General features: G+C 74.0%; 12 protein-coding genes and 1 pseudogene. 9 read left to right on the top strand and 4 right to left on the bottom strand.

Annotated elements, in window-relative coordinates; all coding sequences use genetic code 11:
- The first annotated feature begins 6 nt into the window (after nucleotides 1–6).
- The 3 genes from ABD211_RS26355 to ABD211_RS26345 are packed head-to-tail and all read left to right on the top strand — an operon-like array spanning nucleotide 7 to nucleotide 4251.
- Nucleotides 7–1680: an extracellular solute-binding protein gene (locus ABD211_RS26355; protein ID WP_344137479.1), complete on the top strand. Its 1674-nt coding sequence runs from the start codon at nucleotides 7–9 to the stop codon at nucleotides 1678–1680.
- Nucleotides 1677–3224: a glycoside hydrolase family 43 protein gene (locus tag ABD211_RS26350; RefSeq protein WP_344137475.1), complete on the top strand. Its 1548-nt coding sequence runs from the start codon at nucleotides 1677–1679 to the stop codon at nucleotides 3222–3224. The genes ABD211_RS26355 and ABD211_RS26350 overlap by 4 nt, the downstream gene beginning before the upstream one ends.
- Before the next feature lie 16 nt (nucleotides 3225–3240).
- Nucleotides 3241–4251, top strand: a complete 1011-nt coding sequence (locus ABD211_RS26345) for a LacI family DNA-binding transcriptional regulator (RefSeq protein WP_344137472.1) — start codon at nucleotides 3241–3243, stop codon at nucleotides 4249–4251.
- On the opposite strand, the gene ABD211_RS26340 is transcribed toward ABD211_RS26345, so the two are convergent.
- Nucleotides 4248–5156, bottom strand: a complete 909-nt coding sequence (locus tag ABD211_RS26340; protein ID WP_344137469.1) for a calcium-binding protein — start codon at nucleotides 5154–5156, stop codon at nucleotides 4248–4250. The genes ABD211_RS26345 and ABD211_RS26340 overlap by 4 nt on opposite strands.
- A gap of 155 nt (nucleotides 5157–5311) precedes the next feature.
- Between ABD211_RS26340 and ABD211_RS26335 the strand changes: the two genes are divergently transcribed.
- From ABD211_RS26335 to ABD211_RS26320, 4 genes are read left to right on the top strand one after another with little or no spacing between them, the layout of a single operon-like run.
- Nucleotides 5312–6514, top strand: a complete 1203-nt coding sequence (locus tag ABD211_RS26335) for a sugar efflux transporter (RefSeq protein ID WP_344137466.1) — start codon at nucleotides 5312–5314, stop codon at nucleotides 6512–6514.
- A gap of 56 nt (nucleotides 6515–6570) precedes the next feature.
- Entirely contained in the window at nucleotides 6571–7482 is a 912-nt protein-coding gene (locus ABD211_RS26330; RefSeq protein ID WP_344137463.1) for a cyclase family protein, read from the top strand.
- A 12-nt stretch (nucleotides 7483–7494) separates the two neighbouring features.
- Nucleotides 7495–7656: a hypothetical protein gene (locus tag ABD211_RS26325; RefSeq protein ID WP_344137460.1), complete on the top strand. Its 162-nt coding sequence runs from the start codon at nucleotides 7495–7497 to the stop codon at nucleotides 7654–7656.
- Between the two features lie 41 nt (nucleotides 7657–7697).
- Nucleotides 7698–8882, top strand: a complete 1185-nt coding sequence (locus ABD211_RS26320) for an FAD-dependent monooxygenase (RefSeq protein WP_344137457.1) — start codon at nucleotides 7698–7700, stop codon at nucleotides 8880–8882.
- Here ABD211_RS26320 and ABD211_RS26315 read toward each other — a convergent pair whose 3' ends face one another.
- Together ABD211_RS26315 and ABD211_RS26310 are read right to left on the bottom strand one after the other, a co-directional pair.
- Nucleotides 8883–12980 (bottom strand): bifunctional nitrate reductase/sulfite reductase flavoprotein subunit alpha, encoded by a 4098-nt coding sequence (locus ABD211_RS26315; RefSeq protein WP_344137454.1) that lies wholly within the window; start codon nucleotides 12978–12980, stop codon nucleotides 8883–8885.
- 187 nt (nucleotides 12981–13167) lie between these two features.
- Nucleotides 13168–14796 carry a DUF4153 domain-containing protein gene (locus tag ABD211_RS26310; RefSeq protein WP_344137451.1) on the bottom strand — a complete coding sequence of 543 codons (1629 nt, stop codon included), beginning with the start codon at nucleotides 14794–14796 and terminating at the stop codon, nucleotides 13168–13170.
- 114 nt (nucleotides 14797–14910) lie between these two features.
- Between ABD211_RS26310 and ABD211_RS26305 the strand changes: the two genes are divergently transcribed.
- Together ABD211_RS26305 and ABD211_RS26300 are read left to right on the top strand one after the other, a co-directional pair.
- A complete protein-coding gene (locus ABD211_RS26305; RefSeq protein ID WP_344137448.1) occupies nucleotides 14911–15255 on the top strand; it encodes a PadR family transcriptional regulator in 345 nt (114 codons plus the stop codon).
- Entirely contained in the window at nucleotides 15252–16829 is a 1578-nt protein-coding gene (locus ABD211_RS26300; RefSeq protein ID WP_344137445.1) for a hypothetical protein, read from the top strand. Before ABD211_RS26305 ends, ABD211_RS26300 begins: the two co-directional genes overlap by 4 nt.
- 61 nt (nucleotides 16830–16890) lie before the next feature.
- Here ABD211_RS26300 and ABD211_RS26295 read toward each other — a convergent pair.
- Nucleotides 16891–17239, bottom strand: a pseudogene (locus ABD211_RS26295) (glycoside hydrolase family 11 protein); the annotation flags it as partial.

The following is a 17239-nucleotide window of genomic DNA, read 5'->3' as shown; positions in this document are numbered from 1 at the left end:
TCGACCATGACATCCGACTCCCGGACGCCCGGCCTGTCGCGCCGGGGCGTCCTCGCCGGCGCCGCCGCCATCGCGGGCGCGGCGGCCCTGACCGGTTGCGGATCCGGCCCGAAGAAGGCCGGTCCCGGCACGACCGGGGCGGACGCGCTGCGCCAGGCGCTGCCCAGGTACATCCCGAGCAGCTCCGTGGCGCCCGACATCCCCGGCGTCGCCGGCGCGAACGGGGCCGCGTCCGACCCGGCTTTCCTCAGCTACCCGGCCAACCCGGCGCGCACCGTCGCGAGCCCGCCCGGCGCCGGCGGCACGTACGTGACGCGCACGCCGCTGTGGGGAGCGATCCCGCCGTCGGACGGCAACTCGTACTACGAGGCGGTGAACGCCGCGCTCGGCGCGACCCTGAGGATGCAGCCCGCCGACGGCAACAGCTACGTCGACAACCTGCCGGCGCTGTTCGCGGCGGGCAAGCTGCCGGACTGGACCCAGATCCCGTCGTGGGGCAACCAGAAGCTGAACATGGGCACGGCGGTCGAGAGGTTCGTCGACCTCACGCCGTACCTGGCGGGGGACAAGGTCGCGGCGTACCCGAACCTGGCGAACCTCCCGTCGGCCGCGTGGCAGGCGGGGGTGTGGAACGGCAAGCTCTACGGGATCCCGTCGTTCTCGTCGCCGAACAGCTTCCCGGGGTACTTCTTCCACCGGAAGGACATCGTCGACGCGGCCGGGCTGTCGGCCGACGTGAAGAACGCGGAGGAGCTGTTCACGCTCGGGAAGGCGCTCACGGACGCGAAGGCGGGGCGGTGGGCGTTCGACGACCTGTGGCCGTACCTGCTGTTCCCGTTCCGGGTGGTCAGCACGTGGAACGCGGACCCCAGCGGGAAGCTCATCCACCAGTACGAGACGCCGGGCATCGTCGAGGCGCTCAACTTCGCCGCCCGGCTGGCGAAGGCGGGTTACGTGCACCCGGACGCGCTCGCCGGCAACACGGGCGCCGGCCAGCAGCGGTTCTGGTCGGGCAAGGTGGTCATCAGCGGCGGCGGCACGGGCGCGATGGACGGCGACGACGCCAAGGGCGGCCGGGCGGCCGATCCCAACTACGTCCGTGGCGCGGTCAAGGTGTTCGACGCGGCCGGCGGCACCCCGCTGATCCAGCTGGGGTCGGGCGCGGGCTGGTTCAGCTATCTCAACAAGAATCTGTCCGAGGCGCAGGTCAGGGAGTGCCTGGCGATCGCGAACTTCCTCGCCGCGCCGTACGGGTCGGCGGAGTACCTACTGGTCAACTTCGGTGCGGCCGGCGTGGACTACACGATGAAGGACGGCAACGCGATCCTGACCGAGCGTGGCCAGCGCGACGTGGCCACCAGTTACCAGTTCCTGGCGACGGGCCCGCAGGTGAGCCTGGTCAAGAACGGCTTCACCGAGGTGGTGCGCGACTACGCCGCATGGCAGGCTGACGCGGTGAAGTACGCGACCCGACCCCTGTTCTTCGCGATGAACATCTCCGAACCGTCCCAGTTCGGCGGCATCGGCCAGCAGGTCGAGGACACGATCCTGGACGTGCGGACCGGTCGCAAGCCCGTCGACGCGTTCACGGCCGCGGTGGCGAACTGGCGTAGGCAGGGCGGCGACGAGCTGCGGAGGTTCTACGAGGGCATCCGCGACAAGCACGGCACGGGCCAATGAGCCGTACGGACGTGGCCCGCCTGCGGGTCGTCACGGGGGAACCGGCCACCTGGGCCGACGGCGGGTTCGCCAACCCGGTGATCGCGGGCATGTTCCCGGATCCCAGCGTGTGCAGGGTCGGCGGGGACTACTACCTGGCCTGCTCCAGCTTCGAGTACTTCCCGGGCGTGCCGATCTTCCACAGTCGCGACCTGGTGCACTGGGAGCAGATCGGCAACGTCCTGGACCGCCCCAGCCAGCTGTCGATGCCGGCGTCGATGCCGTCGTCGGGCGGCGTGTACGCGCCGACGCTGCGCCACCACGACGGCCGGTTCTGGCTGATCACCACGAACGTCGGCGCGGGCAACCTGCTGGTGACCGCCGACGACCCGGCCGGCCCGTGGTCGGAGCCGCTGCCGCTGCCGGGCGTGCCCGGCATCGACCCCGACATCGCCTGGGACGACGAGGGCCGGTGCTGGTGCACGATGGCCGGGATCGCGCAGGTGCGCATCGACCCGGCGACGGGGGAGACGCTCGGCCCGATGCGCAGACTGTGGTCGGGACAGCCGGGCGCGCAGGCGCCGGAGGCCCCGCACCTCTACCACCTCGGGGAGTACTGGTACCTCCTCATCGCCGAGGGCGGCACCGAGCGCGGGCACGCGGTGTCGATCGCCCGGGGCCCGGCGCCGGACGGGCCGTTCGAGCCGTGCCCGGCGAACCCGATCCTGAGCCACCGGGGCACGAACCGGCCGATCCAGAACACCGGCCACGCGGATCTGGTCGAAGGGCCGGACGGGTCGTGGTGGCTGGTGTTCCTGGGCGTGCGGCCGGGGGGCGGCACGCCCGGCTGGCACGTGCTGGGGCGCGAGACGTTCCTGGCGCCGGTGACCTGGGTCGACGGCTGGCCGGTGGTCGGGGCGGCGGACCTGACGATGGCGGCCCCGCCGTGGCCACCCCGTCCGTTCCCTCCGTCGCCGGTCCGCGACGACTTCGACGACGACCTGCACCCGCGCTGGGTGTCGGTGCGCGCCCGCCCGCCGTGGTCGTGGTCGCTGACCGACCGACCCGGGTGGCTCACCCTGCACGCGGCCGGCACCTCGATGGACAGCCCGGACGTCACGTTCGTCGGCCGCCGCCAGCAGGACCGGTCGTGCACTGTCCGCGCCCTGGTCGACGCCACGCTGGGGCGCGGCGGGCTCGCGGTGCGCCTCGACGAGCAGCACCACTACGAGATCGAGGTCGGCCATGACGAGGTGCGGGTGCTCGCGCGGGTCGGCTCGCTGCGGCCCACGGTGGCCACGGCCCCAGCCCCGGCCCCGGCGGGGCCGGTGCGCCTGCGCGTCGACGTGGTCGTGCCGCCGGCCGCCGACTGGCATCCCCGGATGGAGCCGGACACGCTGCGCCTGGGCGTCGAGTCGGCCGACGGGGCGTTCGTGGTGCTGGCCGAGCTGGACGGTCGCTACCTGTCCACGGAGGTGGCCGGCGGCTTCACCGGCCGGGTCATCGGGATGTACGCGGCGGCGGGCACGGTGCGCTTCGACTGGTTCGACTACGAGCCCGGCTGAGGAGGGGAGGTCCGGCGTGACGCAGGCAGAACCGGGCGGGCCGGTGACGATCGCCTACATCGCCGAGTCCGCGGGCGTGTCCGTGCCGACCGTGTCCAAGGTGCTCAACGGCCGGTCGGGCGTCGCCGCGGACACCCGCGCCCGGGTTGAGGCGCTGGTCAGCCAGTACGGCTACCGGCGCCCGACCCCGCCCACCAGCAACCTGATGGAGCTGGTCGTCGAGGATCTCACCCACCAGTGGGGCGTCGAGATCATCCGGGGCGTGGAGCAGGTGGCCCGCGCCCACCGCCTCGGCGTGGTCCTGACCGAGTTCGGCCCGCAGCGCAACGCCATCCGGTACTGGCTCGACAACGCGATCACCCGCCGCCCGGCGTGCGTGGTGACGGCGGCCCACATGTCGCCCGAGGAGCGGGAGAAGCTGCGGGAGAAGGGCATCCCGTTCGTGGTGTTCGACCCGCCGGGCGAGCTGCCCGACGACGTCCCGTTCGTCGGCGCCACGAACTGGAGCGGCGGCCGGTCGGCCACCCGGCACCTGCTCGGGCTGGGCCACCGCCGCATCGCGATGATCGCCGCGCCGGAGGGCCTGTTGTGCGGGCGCGCGCGGTGGGACGGGTACCGCTCCGCGTTGGAGGACGCCGGCGTGCCGGTGGACCCGTCGCTGGTGGTGCGGGCCGACCTCACCCGCGAGGACGGCCGCGCGGCCGCCGCCGGCCTGCTCGCGCGTCCCGACCGGCCCACCGCGATCTTCACGTGCAACGACCTGCAGGCGCTGGGCGTCTACCAGGCCGCGCGCGCGGCGGGGCTGCGCATCCCGACGGACCTGAGCGTGGTCGGCTTCGACGACGTGCCGGTCGCCGACCTGGTCGACCCCGGGCTGACCACGGTGCGCCAGCCGCTCACGGAGATGGCGGTCGCCGCGACCGAGCTGGCGCTCGCCCTCGGGCGGGGCGAGCGGACCCCGCAGATCGGCCTGGAACTGGCGACCACTCTCACCGTCCGGGGCAGCACGGCCCCGCCGCGCGGCTAGAGCTCGCAGTTGGTGACGGTGTCGAGGGCGTCCTCGTGGCAGAAGTCGGCGTAGCCGAGACCGCCGTCGAGCAGGTCGGCGCCGGCCCCGCCGGTCAGGTCGTCGTCGCCGCTGCCGCCGTAGAGGCGGTCCGCGCCCGCGCCGCCGTCGAGCTTGTCGTTGCCCCAGTTGCCGTAGAGCCGGTCGTCGCCGCCGTTGCCGTACAGGCGCGCGGCGGCCGTGCCGGTCGACAGCACGTCCGCGTACGGCGACGCGTTGACGCCGCCGATCGTGGCGCACACGTTGTCGCCCTCGCCCGTCTCGCCGTCGTTGGCCGTGCCGTCGAGCGACACGTTCACCGCGGCCGTGCGCGAGGTGTACTGCGCCAGCGCGCCCCGCCCGCCGCACATCGTGTCGGCGCCGTCCTGACCGTCCAGGGACAGCAGCACCACGTTCGAGGTCGACGGGGCGGTCAGGGTGTCGTTGCCGGGGCCGCCGTCGGCCTGCCCGAACTTCGACGACAGGGCGCCGAAGTTGACCGTGTCGCTGCCCGCCCCCGCGTACACGTTCGTGAACGCGTACGACAGCGAGCTGACGATCTCCAGGGTGTCGTTCTTGCTGCCGAGGTGGATGTCGAGCTGGAACGACGAGTTGGCGGTGACCGTGCAGACGGCCTCGTGGCTCGTCGCGCCCTGCACGCAGCCCTGCCCGACGATGATGCCGCTGATGTCGGTGAACGCCACCTTGTTGGTGGCGGGCGCCGACACGACCACCTGGTTGACCCGGCTCAGCCCGGCCTCGTAGATGACGTTGCCGCCCGAGGTCCACACGTGGTTGGGCGTGGGGTCCGGCTCGGCCCACGCGGGCGTCGCCGTCACGACCACCCCAACGACAACACCGGTGAGTACGGACAACAGACGGCGCATCGAGCACCTCCACGTCGGACACGTGAGCGCACCGCACGGTAGCGGGCCCCGTCAACGGGGCCGGGGCGATGGCGCGCGTCACGTGCCGTGACCTGCGCCTCAGTGCCGGCGTGTGGCTTCGGCGGGCGTGGGCGCAATCGTTAACGTTCCTGTCTATGACGGCCCCCGGTACGGTGCCGGCGGGCGCGTCGCCGGGACAGCTCGTCCGCCAGCTCGCCCCCCTCGGCTACGTCGCCACCCTCGTCGGCCTGGCCACCTCGTTCGTGTCGCCGTTCCTGCCCCTGTTCCTCAGCCGCGAGCTGCACGCGGGGCCCGCCCGGGTGGCGCTGTTCCTGTTCCTGATGCCGCTGGCGGCCGTCGGTGTGGCGACGGTCGTCGGGCGGCTGTCGGACCGGCCCGGGGCGCGGCCGAGGCTGCTCGTCCTCGGCGCGGCCACCGGCATCGTCGGGTACGCCCTGTTCGCGATCTTCCGCAACTACTGGGCGGCGCTGGCCGTGGCGCTGAGCCTCGTGGCCATCGCCGGGTCACTGCTGCCCCAGGTGTTCGCGTTCAGCCGGGGCCTGCTCGACCGGGTCAACCCGGCCCGGGCGGCCGCCGGGATCAACGCGCTGCGTGCCGTGTTCTCGCTGTCCTGGGTGGCGGGTCCGCCCCTGGCCGCGTACCTCATCGGGGTTGTCGACTTCCGGGGCCTGTTCCTGGTCGCGGCGCTGATGCACGTGGCGATCCTGCCGGTGTTCCTGCGGTTCGGCGCGAAGGCCGGCGCCCGACGGCAGGCCGCCCCGGCGGCGGTCGTCGACCTCGCCCCGCCGCCGCGTTCCCGGCTGCTGCGGATCAGCGCCGCGTTCATCCTCATGCAGACCGCCGGCAGCCTCGGCGTGACGTCGATGTCGCTGTTCGTCAGCGAGGACCTGCACCGGCAGGTCAGCGACGCCGGCCTCGTGCTGGGCCTGTGCGCCGCCATCGAGATCCCGCTCATGCTGCTGTTCGGCGCCCTCGCGGCCCGCTGGTCGCTGCGCCGGCTGGTACTGCTAGGCGCGGCGACCGGCGTCGGGTACTTCGCCGCCATGGCCGCCGCGTCGGGCCTGTGGCAGGTGGCCGCCGCGCAGGTGCTCAACGCGTGCTTCATCGCCGCCGTCGGCGGCCTGGGCATCTCGTACTTCCAGGACCTGATGCCCGGGCTGCCGGGGCGGGCGACCACCATGTTCACCAACGCGCAGCGGCTGTCCGCAATGCTCGCCGGGCTCGTGTTCGGCGTCGTCCAGATCGCGGGATACCGGTCGGCGTACCTCATCGGTGTCGGCCTGTGCGCGAGCGGCCTGCTCCTGCTGGCGGCCGAACGCGCCCGGCGTGCCGCGTGACCGTCCGCTGTGGGCGCCCGGGTTGCGCATCGCCGCCACAGATGGATCAATAAGGCGTGATCGAATACCGGGCGTCGTTCGACGCGGACGTGACCTTCCTCAATGGTGGCGGGCTCCAGGTCCAGGGCTTCCGGCTCGACGTGCCCGGCCCCGGGACCTCTGTCGAGGAACTGTCCGCGCTGTTCGTGGCGCACCTCGGCCTGCTCATGGTCGACCAGGTCCGGTTGTCCAACGTCGAGGTGTTCGCCGAGGCGCACAAGGGCAGCCGGGGCGGCCCGGCCGCGGTCGGCGCGGTGCCCTCAGGGGGTCGCCTGGTCGACCTCAGCCACCCGATCGAGGCCGGCATGACGACCTACCCGGGCCTGCCCGGGCCGGAGATCTTCCCGCACCTGACGCGCGAAGAGTCGCGTACCCGCTACGCGGAGGGCACCGAGTTCACCATCGACCGCATCTCGATGCTGAGCAACACGGGCACCTACGTGGACAGCCCGTTCCACCGTTATGAGGGCGGCGTCGACCTGGCCGGCCTGCCCCTGGAGTCGCTCGCCGACCTGCCCGTCGTCGTGGTCCGGCTCGACGGCGCCACCGGACGCGCCATCACCGCCTGGACGCTGGCGGCCTACGACGTCGCGGGCAGGGCGGTGCTGCTGCACACCGGCTGGGACCGCCACTGGCGCACCGACGCGTACGGGGTGGACGCCCCGTACCTCACCGGGGACGGCGCGCGGCACCTCGTCGACAAGGGCGCGAAGCTGGTCGGCATCGACAGCGTCAACATCGACTGCACCGACGGCGGCGACCGCCCGGCACACTCGATCCTGCTCGCCGCCGGCGTCCCGGTCCTGGAGCACCTGACCAACCTCGGGGACCTGCCGGTGCACGGTGCCCGCCTGCACGCCGCCCCCGCCCCGGTCCGCGACTTCGGCACCTTCCCGGTCCGCGCGTACGCCGTCGTCCCCGACGCCTAGCAGGGCACTGCCGTGACCACCGTAGATCCCGACGTCAGCGTCGTTTCCGCCGTGGCGTGGTCGGCCGACGCGGGGACATCGGTGTTGACCACCTTCCCGATCGCCCTGGCGACGGCGGGTCACGACTTCGGCGTCGTGTGCCGCGACCTCGCCGCCCGCGCGCACCGCCGCTGAAGCTATCGTCGGCGGTTGACGTGGAGGAACGGGGTTCGCGCATGGGCAACGACAGCGCCGTGGTGGTCGGGGCGGGCATCGGCGGGTTGTGTGCCGCGATCGGTCTGCGGCGCCGGGGGTGGTCCGTGCTCGTGCTGGAACGGACGCCCACCTTCGGCGAGGTGGGGGCCGGCCTGACGCTGATGGCCAACGGACTGCGCGGGCTCGACGCCCTGGGCGTCGGAGCCGACGTGCGCGCGGCAGGTCAGGTCGACGCGCCGGGCGGCGTGCGTACCTCGACCGGTCGGTGGATCTCGCGCGTCGACGGGGCGGCGATGACCCGGCTGCTGGGTACGGCCGCCGTGGGCATCCACCGCGCGACGCTGCACCGGATTCTGCGCGCGGCGCTGCCGGCCGAGGCCGTCCTCACCGGCGCCGAGGTCGTCGACGTCGCCCCCGGGCCGCCGCCGCGGGTGACCTACCGGCACGACGGGCGCGACATCGCCGTCGAGGCGGGTCTCGTGGTCGCGGCCGACGGCATCAACAGCGTCGTACGGGCCGGCCTGTGGCCGGACCAACCGCCGCCCGTCTACTCCGGGTCGACCGCCTGGCGTGCCGTGGCGCCCCAGCCGGCGGGCGGCGAGGTCGCGACGTCGATCAGTTGGGGCCCCGGCGCGGAGTTCGGCGTCGTACCCCTGGGCGATGGCCGGGTGTACTGGTACGGCGCGGTGAACGCCGACGCCGGTCAGGTTTTCGCCGGCGGCGACGAGATGCGGGCGGTGCGGGACCGCTTCGGCGCGTGGCACCAGCCCATCCCGGCGTTGCTGGACGCGACCGACGCGGGGGCGGTCATCCGCACCGATCTCTACCATCTCGCCACGCCGCTGCCGTCGTACCGGGCGGGCGCCGTCGCGCTGCTCGGCGACGCCGCCCACGCGATGACCCCGAACCTGGGCCAGGGCGCGAACCAGGCCATCGAGGACGCGACCGTCCTCGCCGCGGTCTGCGCCCCGTCGGACGACGTGGTGGCGGCGCTCGCCGCCTACGACGCCCAGCGGCGCCCCAGGTCACAGGAGGTGGCCCGGGCGGCGCTCCAGATCGCACGGTTCGGCCAGCAGCTGAGCAACCCCGTCGCGGTCGGCCTGCGCAACACGATGATGCGGTTGACGCCGCCGCGCGTCGCGCTGCGGTCGATGGCCCGCCACGCCGACTGGAACCCGCCGGCGATCCCGGCCGCCGAGCGTTGATCAGTACACGTCGCGGACGTAGCGCTTGTCGGCGGAGAGCTGCTTGACGTAGGCGGTCGCGGCGTCGGGGTCGAGCTGGCCGTGGGTGGCGACGATGTCGCGCAGCGCCAGGTCGACGTCCTTGGCCATGCGCTGGGCGTCGCCGCAGACGTAGACGTGCGCGCCGTCCTGCAGCCACCGCCAGAACTGGGCGCCGTGCTTGCGCATGTGGTCCTGGACGTACACCTTGTTGCGCTGGTCGCGGGAGAACGCCAGGTCCAGTTGGGTCAGCACGCCCTGCTCGTGCAGGTCGGTCAGCTCGTCGGCGTAGTAGAAGTCGGTGGCCCGGCGCTGCTCGCCGAAGAACAGCCAGTTGGGTCCGCGCGCGCCGCGCACCTGCCGCTCGCGCAGGAACGCCAGGAACGGCGCGACGCCGGTGCCGGGCCCCACCATGATCATGGGGGTGGTGTCGTCGGCGGGCGGCCGGAAGTGGGTGGTGGGCTGGATGAAGACCGGCACGACGCTGTCGGCGGGGGCGTCGGCCAGGTAGGTCGAGCACACCCCCTTGCGCCCGATGCCGTTCTGGTTGTCGAAGCGGACCACCGAGACGGTGACGCTGACCTCGTCCGGCTGCGTCAACGGCGTCGAGGAGATCGAGTACTGCCGGGGTTGCAGCCGCTTGAGCGCGGACACCCACTCCTGGGCGGTGGCCCGCACGGGGTGCTCGGCGATCACGTCGATGGCCTGCCGGCTCCAGGCCCACTTGGCGAGCTCGCCGGTGTTGTCGGGCCGTAGCAGCGTCTTCAGCGCGGTGTCGCCGGCCCGTTCCGCGACGAACCGCAGCAGGTCCGGGCTGATCTTCGCGATCTCCAGGCGCCGGTGCAGCGCCTCGGACAGCGGCATCGGGCCGTGCCCGGCGATGTCGACCTCCGCGTCCGCGCGCAGGCCGGTGACGGCGAGCCACTCGGCGACCAGGTCGGGGCAGTTGGTGGGCCACACCCCGAGCGCGTCGCCCGCCCGGTAGGCCAGCGCGCCGCCGGACGTGTCGAACGTGAACTGGCGGACCTCCTTGGCCGACCCCGAGCCGGTCAGCAGCCGGTTGCCGGACAGCCGGGCGGCCAGCGGCGCCGCCTTCGTCGGCTGCGCCGCCGTCCTGGCCGCGAGGTCCGCGTCGAGCGCCGTGAGGACCCGGTCGAGCCACTGGTGCGCGGCGTGCTGGTAGTCGGGCTCGCAGTCGACGCGCGGCGCGAGCCGCACGGCGCCGAGCTCCTGCAGCCGGTCGTCGAGGCGCCGCCCGTGCCCGCAGAAGTTGTCGTAGCTCGAGTCGCCCAGCGCCAGCACCGCGTAGCGGCGCCCCTCCAGCTGGGGTGGCGTCGCGCCGTTGAGGGTCTGCCAGAACGCGGCGCCGTTGTCGGGCGCGTCGCCGTCGCCGAAGGTGCTGGTGACCAGGATCAGGTCGCCCGGGTGGGCGAGGACGTCGGTGAGCGGGTCGGCCATGCTGCGCACCGACGGCCGCCAGCCCGCGTCGGTCAGCCGCTGCCCGACGGCGGCCGCGAGGTCCTCGGCGTTGCCGGTCTGCGACGCCCACAGCACGTGGACCTGCCGCGCGTCGACGGTCGGCCGCGGCGCCGTGGGTGGTGCCGGCCGCGCCCGGCCGTCACCCTCACTGCCGACAACCCGGGAGTACGCTCCGGCGAGCAGCCCGTTGAACCACACCGCCCGGTCGGGGTCCAGCGGCGCGCCGTCCGGCAGCGTCGGCACCCCGGTCAGCTCGGGCGGGGCGGCGTCGAGCCCGGCGAGGAACCCGGCCACGTAGCGTTGCTCCGCCCCGGTGAGGGTCGGCGGCGCGGCGTCGAGACCCAGCAGCGCGCGGAGGGCGACGGTCGTCTCACTCGACGTGGCCGGAAGCCGCGGCGCGACAGTCGCCTCGGCCGCCGGCCGCGTGGCGACCTTCGTCAGCGCGACCGCGCAGACCTTCAGCTCGGGCTGGAACGACAGCGGGTCGACCGCGTCGTTGGTGACCGCGTTGACGGCCAGGTACTCGCCGAACAGGTCGTTCCAGTGGAACGGCGCGAAGCAGGTGCCGGGTAGGACGCGGTCGGTGACCACGGCCGGCAGGACCGCGCGCCCGCGCCGGGAGGCGACCTCGACGTGGTCGCCGTCGGCGACGCCCAGCGCGCCGGCGTCGGCCGGGTTGAGCTCGACGAACGGGTTCGGGTTGAGCTTGGTGAGCTTGCCGACCTTGCCGGTCTTGGTCAGCGTGTGCCACTGGTGCTGCAGCCGGCCGGTGTTGAGCACGAACGGGAAGTCGTCGTCGGGCAGCTCGGCGGGGTCCAGGTGCGGGCGGGGGAAGAACACGGCCCGGCCGCTCGGGGTGGCGAACGCCAGGCGGGGCCGGGTGCCGTCCGGGCGCTCGAGAGCGCGTTGGCTGACGCCGTCGTTGAGGTACCGGATGGGGTTGCGGGCGGCCCCGCCGGGCGGCGCCGGCCACTGCACCGGGGAGTCACGCAGCCGCTCGTAGCTGACGCCGCGCAGGTCGTAGCCCGTCTGCGGGTTCCAGAACCGCTGGATCTCCGCGAAGACCTCCTCGGCGCTGGCGTAGTCGAACGCCTCGCCGTAGCCCATCTCCACGGCCACCCGGGCGATGAGCTGCCAGTCCGCCAGCGCCTGACCCGGCGCGTCGACCACCGGGTGGACGAGCGTCAGGTCCCGCTCCGAATTGATCATTATGCCGTCGGTCTCGGACCACATCGCCGCCGGCAGCACCACGTCGGCGTACGCGTTCGTCTCCGTCTCGGCGAACGGGTCCTGGGTGATGACGAACTCCGCCGCCTCCAGGCCCTCGATGACGGTCTTGCGGTTGCCCACCGACGCCACCGGGTTCGTGCAGATGATCCAGCACGCCTGGATCTCCCCGGCGGCCATCCGGGAGAACATCTCCACCGTGCCCTTGCCGACGTCGGTGCGCAGCGTGCCGGCGGGCAGCCCCCACACGTCCTCGGTGAACTCCCGGTCGGCGGGGACGAGCACCGAGCGCTGGCCCGGCAGGCCGGGACCCATGTAGCCCATCTCGCGGCCGCCCATGGCGTTGGGCTGGCCGGTGAGCGAGAACGGGCCGCTGCCCGGCCGGCAGATCGCCCCGGTCGCCAGGTGCAGGTTGACCAGCGCGTTCGTGTTCCACGTGCCGTGGGTGCTCTGGTTGAGGCCCATGGTCCACAGGCTCATCCACTCGCCGGCGGCGCCGATCCACGCGGCGGCTGTGCGGATGTCCGCCTCCGGGATGCCGGTCAGCTCGGCGACCCGGGCGGGCGGGTAGTCGGCGAGGAACTGCGGCATCGCGTCCCAGCCGTCGGTGTGCTCGGCGATGAAGGCCGCGTCGATGTGGTTGCCCTCGACCAGCAGGTGCAGCAGGCCGTTGAGCAGCGCCAGGTCGGTGCCGGGCCGGATCTGCAGGAACAGGTCGGCCCTGTCGGCGGTCGCGGACCGGCGCGGGTCGACCACGATCAGCTTCGCCCCGGCGCGGACCCGGTCGAGCAGGCGCAGGAACAGGATCGGGTGGCAGTCCGCCATGTTCGCGCCGATGACGAAGAACAGGTCCGCGTGGTCGAGGTCCTCATATGAGCCGGGCGGGCCGTCGGAGCCCAGCGACAGCTTGTAGCCGGTGCCGGCGCTGGCCATGCACAGGCGCGAGTTCGACTCGATCTGGTTGGTGCCGATGAACCCCTTGGCCAGCTTGTTCGCCAGGTACTGCGCCTCGAGCGTCATCTGGCCGGAGACGTAGAACGCCACCGCGTCCGGCCCGTACTCGTCGATGATCTGTCGGAGGCGCCGCGCGGTGTGGGTGATCGCCGCGTCGACGGCCATGTCGGCCGGTGCGGCGCCGCGCTCGGCGCGGACCCGGGCGGTCGCCAGGCGGCCCGGCGCGGCGAGCATGTCGGCGCTGGTCGCGCCCTTGGTGCACAGCCGGCCGAGGTTGGCCGGGTGCTCCTTGTCGCCGGACGCCCGGAGCACGCGGCGGCGGCCGTCGGCGTCGGTCGCGACGTCGAGGACCATGCCGCAACCCACGCCGCAGTACGAGCAGACCGTCCGGACCTTCGTGCCGGTTTCGCTCGACGGCACGGGCACAGCCACCTCATCTCGGTCGATGCGCCGACCCTGGACGGGGCCGGCACATCGACCGTAGAAGCGGGGCGTTTCGCGGGCATCACACAATCCGCACGTGCCCGATTACGACGAGCCAACATAACCGCAAACGATCGTGTGAGCGGCAGGAAGCATCGATGTTCTTCGCGATGGGCCGCTGGGACTAGCCGCCCCAGTTGTAGGGGTGGTCCGGGTCGGGACCCAGATCCGGGCACCCCGGCGCGAGCCGCACCGGCCAGCCGGCCGTCGGGACCGGGTCGAGCGCGTCACGGGCCCGCTCCCGGCCCAGGTTCCAGCCGTACCACGGATCGGACCCGCCGCGCAGGTCGCGGGTGACGCGTTCGAGGACGCAGGTGCGCGCCGGCTCCGGCAGCCGGTCGATCGCGGGCACGGCGTCGGCGGACAGGCGCGCCAGGTACGCCGCGTCGAGGTGTCCGTCGTGGCGGAACCGGCCGACGACCGTCTGCGCCGCCAGCCGGTCCGGGTTGACCGCCACCAACCCGAGCAGCACCGCGCCCGCCGTGAGCAGCGTCGCCACCGGCAGCCACCGGGCCCGCAGCCGCAGCCCGGCGATCAGCACCAGGACGAGGACGATCCCGAGCCACACCTCCAGCGTGTCGGCGAGCAGCCGCGGCCGGGTGAACCCGTACGCGTCGGCGTAGGTCCACATGCGCTTGAGCGCCGAGGCGACGATCACCAGCGTGAGGGCGGCGAACGCGCCGCCCAGCAGGCGGATCGCGGCCCGCTGGCGCGGCGTCTCCCGCGGGGCGAGCAGCGCGACGGCGGCGAGGACCACCAGCGTCAGCACCGTGGCGAACAGCAGCTGCCCGAACCCGCCCCGGGCGTACTCGGCGTAGGTGGGTCCACCAGGCCCGAGCACGTACCGGTGGCCGCCGAACAGGACCGTGACCTGCACGGTGACGAACACCGCGAAGAGCGCGTCCAGCAGGACGAGCGGGATCGCCCATTCCACGGTCCGGATGGCGCGCCGCCCCCCGAGCGGCGGCGCGCCATCCGGCTCGACCATCGCCGGGCGCGACCGCAGCGCGTCGCGGGCGACGGCCGTGAGGCAGGCCCCGATGAGCAGGGCGAACGAGGCCCGGGCGAGGCCGGCGGGGGAGAGTTCGGGCGTCCAGCCGCTGACGACGTCGGCGAAGACCGGGTCGGCGGTGGCGAACAGGACGCCGAAGACGGCCACGAGCGCCAGCCCGACCCCGACCGCCACCGCGGTGCGCACGGCCGGGGCGCCGGGCTGCCGCCGGCCGCCGGGCCGGGGGCGTTCCACGGGGCGGTTGGCCATGGCTCCGGCGTGCCAGACGAGGCCGACGGACCCGGTGAGCACACCGGCCCAGCCGACCCCGCCGACCAGCGCGTAGGAGCCGAGAACCAGCGCGCCCACGACAGCGAGCGCGGTGAGCCAGCCGGCGGCGCGCAGCGCGGGCGTCAGGCCCAGCGCGACGGCGAGCACGCAGGCGGCCAACCGCGCGGCGCACTCCAGCCGGGCCGACGTCGTGTCCGGCGCCGCGGCCGTCGTCGCGGGTTCGCCCGTGTCAGCTGGTTCGGGCCCAAGGGCGGGCTCGGGGGCGGGCTCGGGCCGCCTGACCGGGAGCGGCTCGTCGGCGGCCGTCGTGCGGTCGCGCGCGCCCACGACGACGGCCAGGAGAATCGCGAGCTGGGTGAGGGGCCAGCCGATGCCGACCCGGGTGAGCGGCAGCGCGGCGGCGGCGACCGCGCCGGCCAGCGCGATGCCCGGGGTGCCGCTGAACGCGGCGACGATGCGGTGACGGGACAACGCGCCTCCAATAGTCAATCGAACGTAATATGCCGGCGACCGTAGCATTGCTGTCAAGGGCGCGTCACCCCATCACGCTTGCCCGGCATATAACGGCCGCCGTACGCTCACGGGGTGACCACGCCGCTCCAGGAGCCCACGTTCCTGATCCTCGCCGTGCTCGCCGACGGCCCCCGGCACGGCTACGCGGTGATCCAGGAGGTGTCGGCGCTGTCCGGCGGCCGCGTCCAGCTGCGCCCCGGCACCCTCTACGGTGCCCTCGACCGCCTCGCCGACCAGGGCCTCATCACCGTCGACCGGGAGGAGGTCGTCGACGGCCGGCTGCGCCGCTACTACGGCCTCACCGACGACGGCGCCGACCTGTTGGCCGCCGACGCCGAGCGGCTCACCAGCAACGCGGCCGCCGCGATGAGCCGGTTGCGCCGCCGCTCGGCGGCCGCCCGACCCGGCCAGGCATGACCGCCCGCCCGCCCCGACTGGAGCGGCGCTACCAGCTGCTCCTGCGCGCCTACCCACGCGCCTACCGGGCCGAGCGGGGCGAGGAGATCGTCGGCGTGCTGCTCGACCTCGCCCGCCCCGGCCAGTCCTGGCCCACCCCCGCCGACGTGGCCGACCTCGTCGGCAGCGGGCTGCGCCAGCGGTTGCGACTGCCCATCGTGGATGGTCTCGCGGCGGGTTTGCGCCTCGCCGCGCCCGTCGCGCTCGCCCTGGCCGCGGGCCTGTCCGCCTGCCTGTGGGCGTGGCTCGAGGTCGTCACGGGCCTGCACACGACCGGCCCGGTCGCCTACGCCGCCTGGCTCGCCGCCGCGGTCGCCTACGCCCTCGGCAGGGCGGGCGCAGCCCGTACCCTCGTGGTGGTCGCCGCCACCACGGCGCTCGCGCTGCCCGCGGCCGCACCGCTCACGGACCTCGACCGCCCACCACTGTGGGTGACCATGGTGCTCGCGGCGTTCGGGGTGATCGCCGCGGCGGGGCTGCGCGCCCCCGCGTCCGCCGACGAGCGGCTCGGCGTGGGCGCGGGCACGCCCATCATCGCGGTGTGCGCGACGGCGCTCGTCGCCACGGCCGGGCTGCCGCCCGGCCCGGCGACCGCCTACTACCAGCCGACGCTCGCGCGGGTCGGCCTGGTCGTGGCCGTCGCGGTCGCGGTCCACGCCGCCATCGCCGGGGTACGCCTCATTTCCGGCCGTCCGGCGCGTGCCTGGCTCTGGGCGACGGTCCTGCTCGCGGTGCCCGGCGGCTGGCTCGGCCAGTTCGGTGACCAGGTCGCGGCGGGCGTGCCGGGCGGCGCCGCCGTGGACGTGGCCCCACACTTCGGCCGCCTCGCCCAGGTGCTGCTCGCGACGTGCGTCGTCGGCGTCGTCATCGCCTGGCTGGTGCGGGCGGAGTCGCCCGTACGCGCCGGGCGTCGGCAGGCGCCGCGTCGCGCGACCCCCGGGGCCGACCGGGCCGGCGGCGGCGCGCTGTGGCTGACCATCGGCGCGGCACTCGGGCTCGCGGCGACGATCGCCGCGTTCGCGCTACCCGCCTACCTGGCGTACGCCACGCCGATGCCGCTTCCGAGGGCCGGGTACGTCTCGGCGACCATCGCCCTGCTGGTCGCGACGGCCCTGGCCCGGACCGTCGTCGACGCGCGGACGCTCGCCCCCGGCCGGTGGGCCCGCGCCGCCCTGATGGTCGCGGCGGGCGCGGTGGCGGCGGCCTGCGTGGGCTGGCTCGTCGCCGTCTATGACAACAAGTGGACCCTGACCGGCTGGGCGCACCCCGACCTCACCGCGAACCTGGTCACCACCCTGGCGCTGGTGCCGTTCGCGCTGTTCGCGCTCGACGCGGCCCCATCGGTGCTGCGCTCGTCCGCGTCCGCCCGGCCCGTCCTCGAGCGGACGCTCGGCCTGTGGACGCTGCTGGCCAGCGCCGCCTGGCTGAGCTACACGACGGTGCCCCACCTGCTGTCGTGGGGCCCTGTTCTCCTGCTCCTGGTCGCCGGCCTCCTGGCCGTGACGCTGGCGCCCCGCCGACCCACCGTGAACTAGAACTGCGGCGGGAATCCGCCCCCACAGGGGCAGGTTCCCGCCGCAGTCGTGCTACGCGGAGCTAGGAGCAGGATGCTGTTGGTGTGTTGTTGTTGCCGTTCTTGTAGACGGTGATGCCGAAGTTGTTGCCGGCCCCGTTGGGTGTCGCGGTCAGCGTGCCGGAGCTGCCGGACACGTTCGCGTTCCACCGGTTCTGCAGGCTCTGGCCGCCGCTCAGGTAGATCCGGACCGTCCAGTTCGACTTGCCGCTGACGGACAGGTTCACGTTGAAGCGGTCGCCCCACTCCTGGCCACGGGAGACGCTGACCGAGCAGCTACCGCCGCCCCCGCCCCCGCCGCTGCCGGTGGTGGGGGTGGTGCCGCCGCCGCCACCGCCGCTGGAGCCGCCGTCGCTGACGGTGATGTTGGAG

The sequence above is a fragment of the Luedemannella flava genome, from assembly GCF_039528515.1.
Taxonomy (GTDB): Bacteria; Actinomycetota; Actinomycetes; order Mycobacteriales; family Micromonosporaceae; genus Luedemannella; species Luedemannella flava.
This window is presented reverse-complemented; position numbering and strand designations above follow the sequence as displayed.

Excerpts from the sequence above, each read along its gene's own strand:
- ABD211_RS26340 (WP_344137469.1), bottom strand. The coding sequence starts at position 5,156 with ATGCGCCGTCTGTTGTCCGTACTCACCGGTGTTGTCGTTGGGGTGGTC.
- ABD211_RS26320 (WP_344137457.1), top strand. The coding sequence starts at position 7,698 with ATGGGCAACGACAGCGCCGTGGTGGTCGGGGCGGGCATCGGCGGGTTG.
- ABD211_RS26355 (WP_344137479.1), top strand. The coding sequence starts at position 7 with ATGACATCCGACTCCCGGACGCCCGGCCTGTCGCGCCGGGGCGTCCTC.
- ABD211_RS26350 (WP_344137475.1), top strand. The coding sequence starts at position 1,677 with ATGAGCCGTACGGACGTGGCCCGCCTGCGGGTCGTCACGGGGGAACCG.
- ABD211_RS26335 (WP_344137466.1), top strand. The coding sequence starts at position 5,312 with ATGACGGCCCCCGGTACGGTGCCGGCGGGCGCGTCGCCGGGACAGCTC.
- ABD211_RS26300 (WP_344137445.1), top strand. The coding sequence starts at position 15,252 with ATGACCGCCCGCCCGCCCCGACTGGAGCGGCGCTACCAGCTGCTCCTG.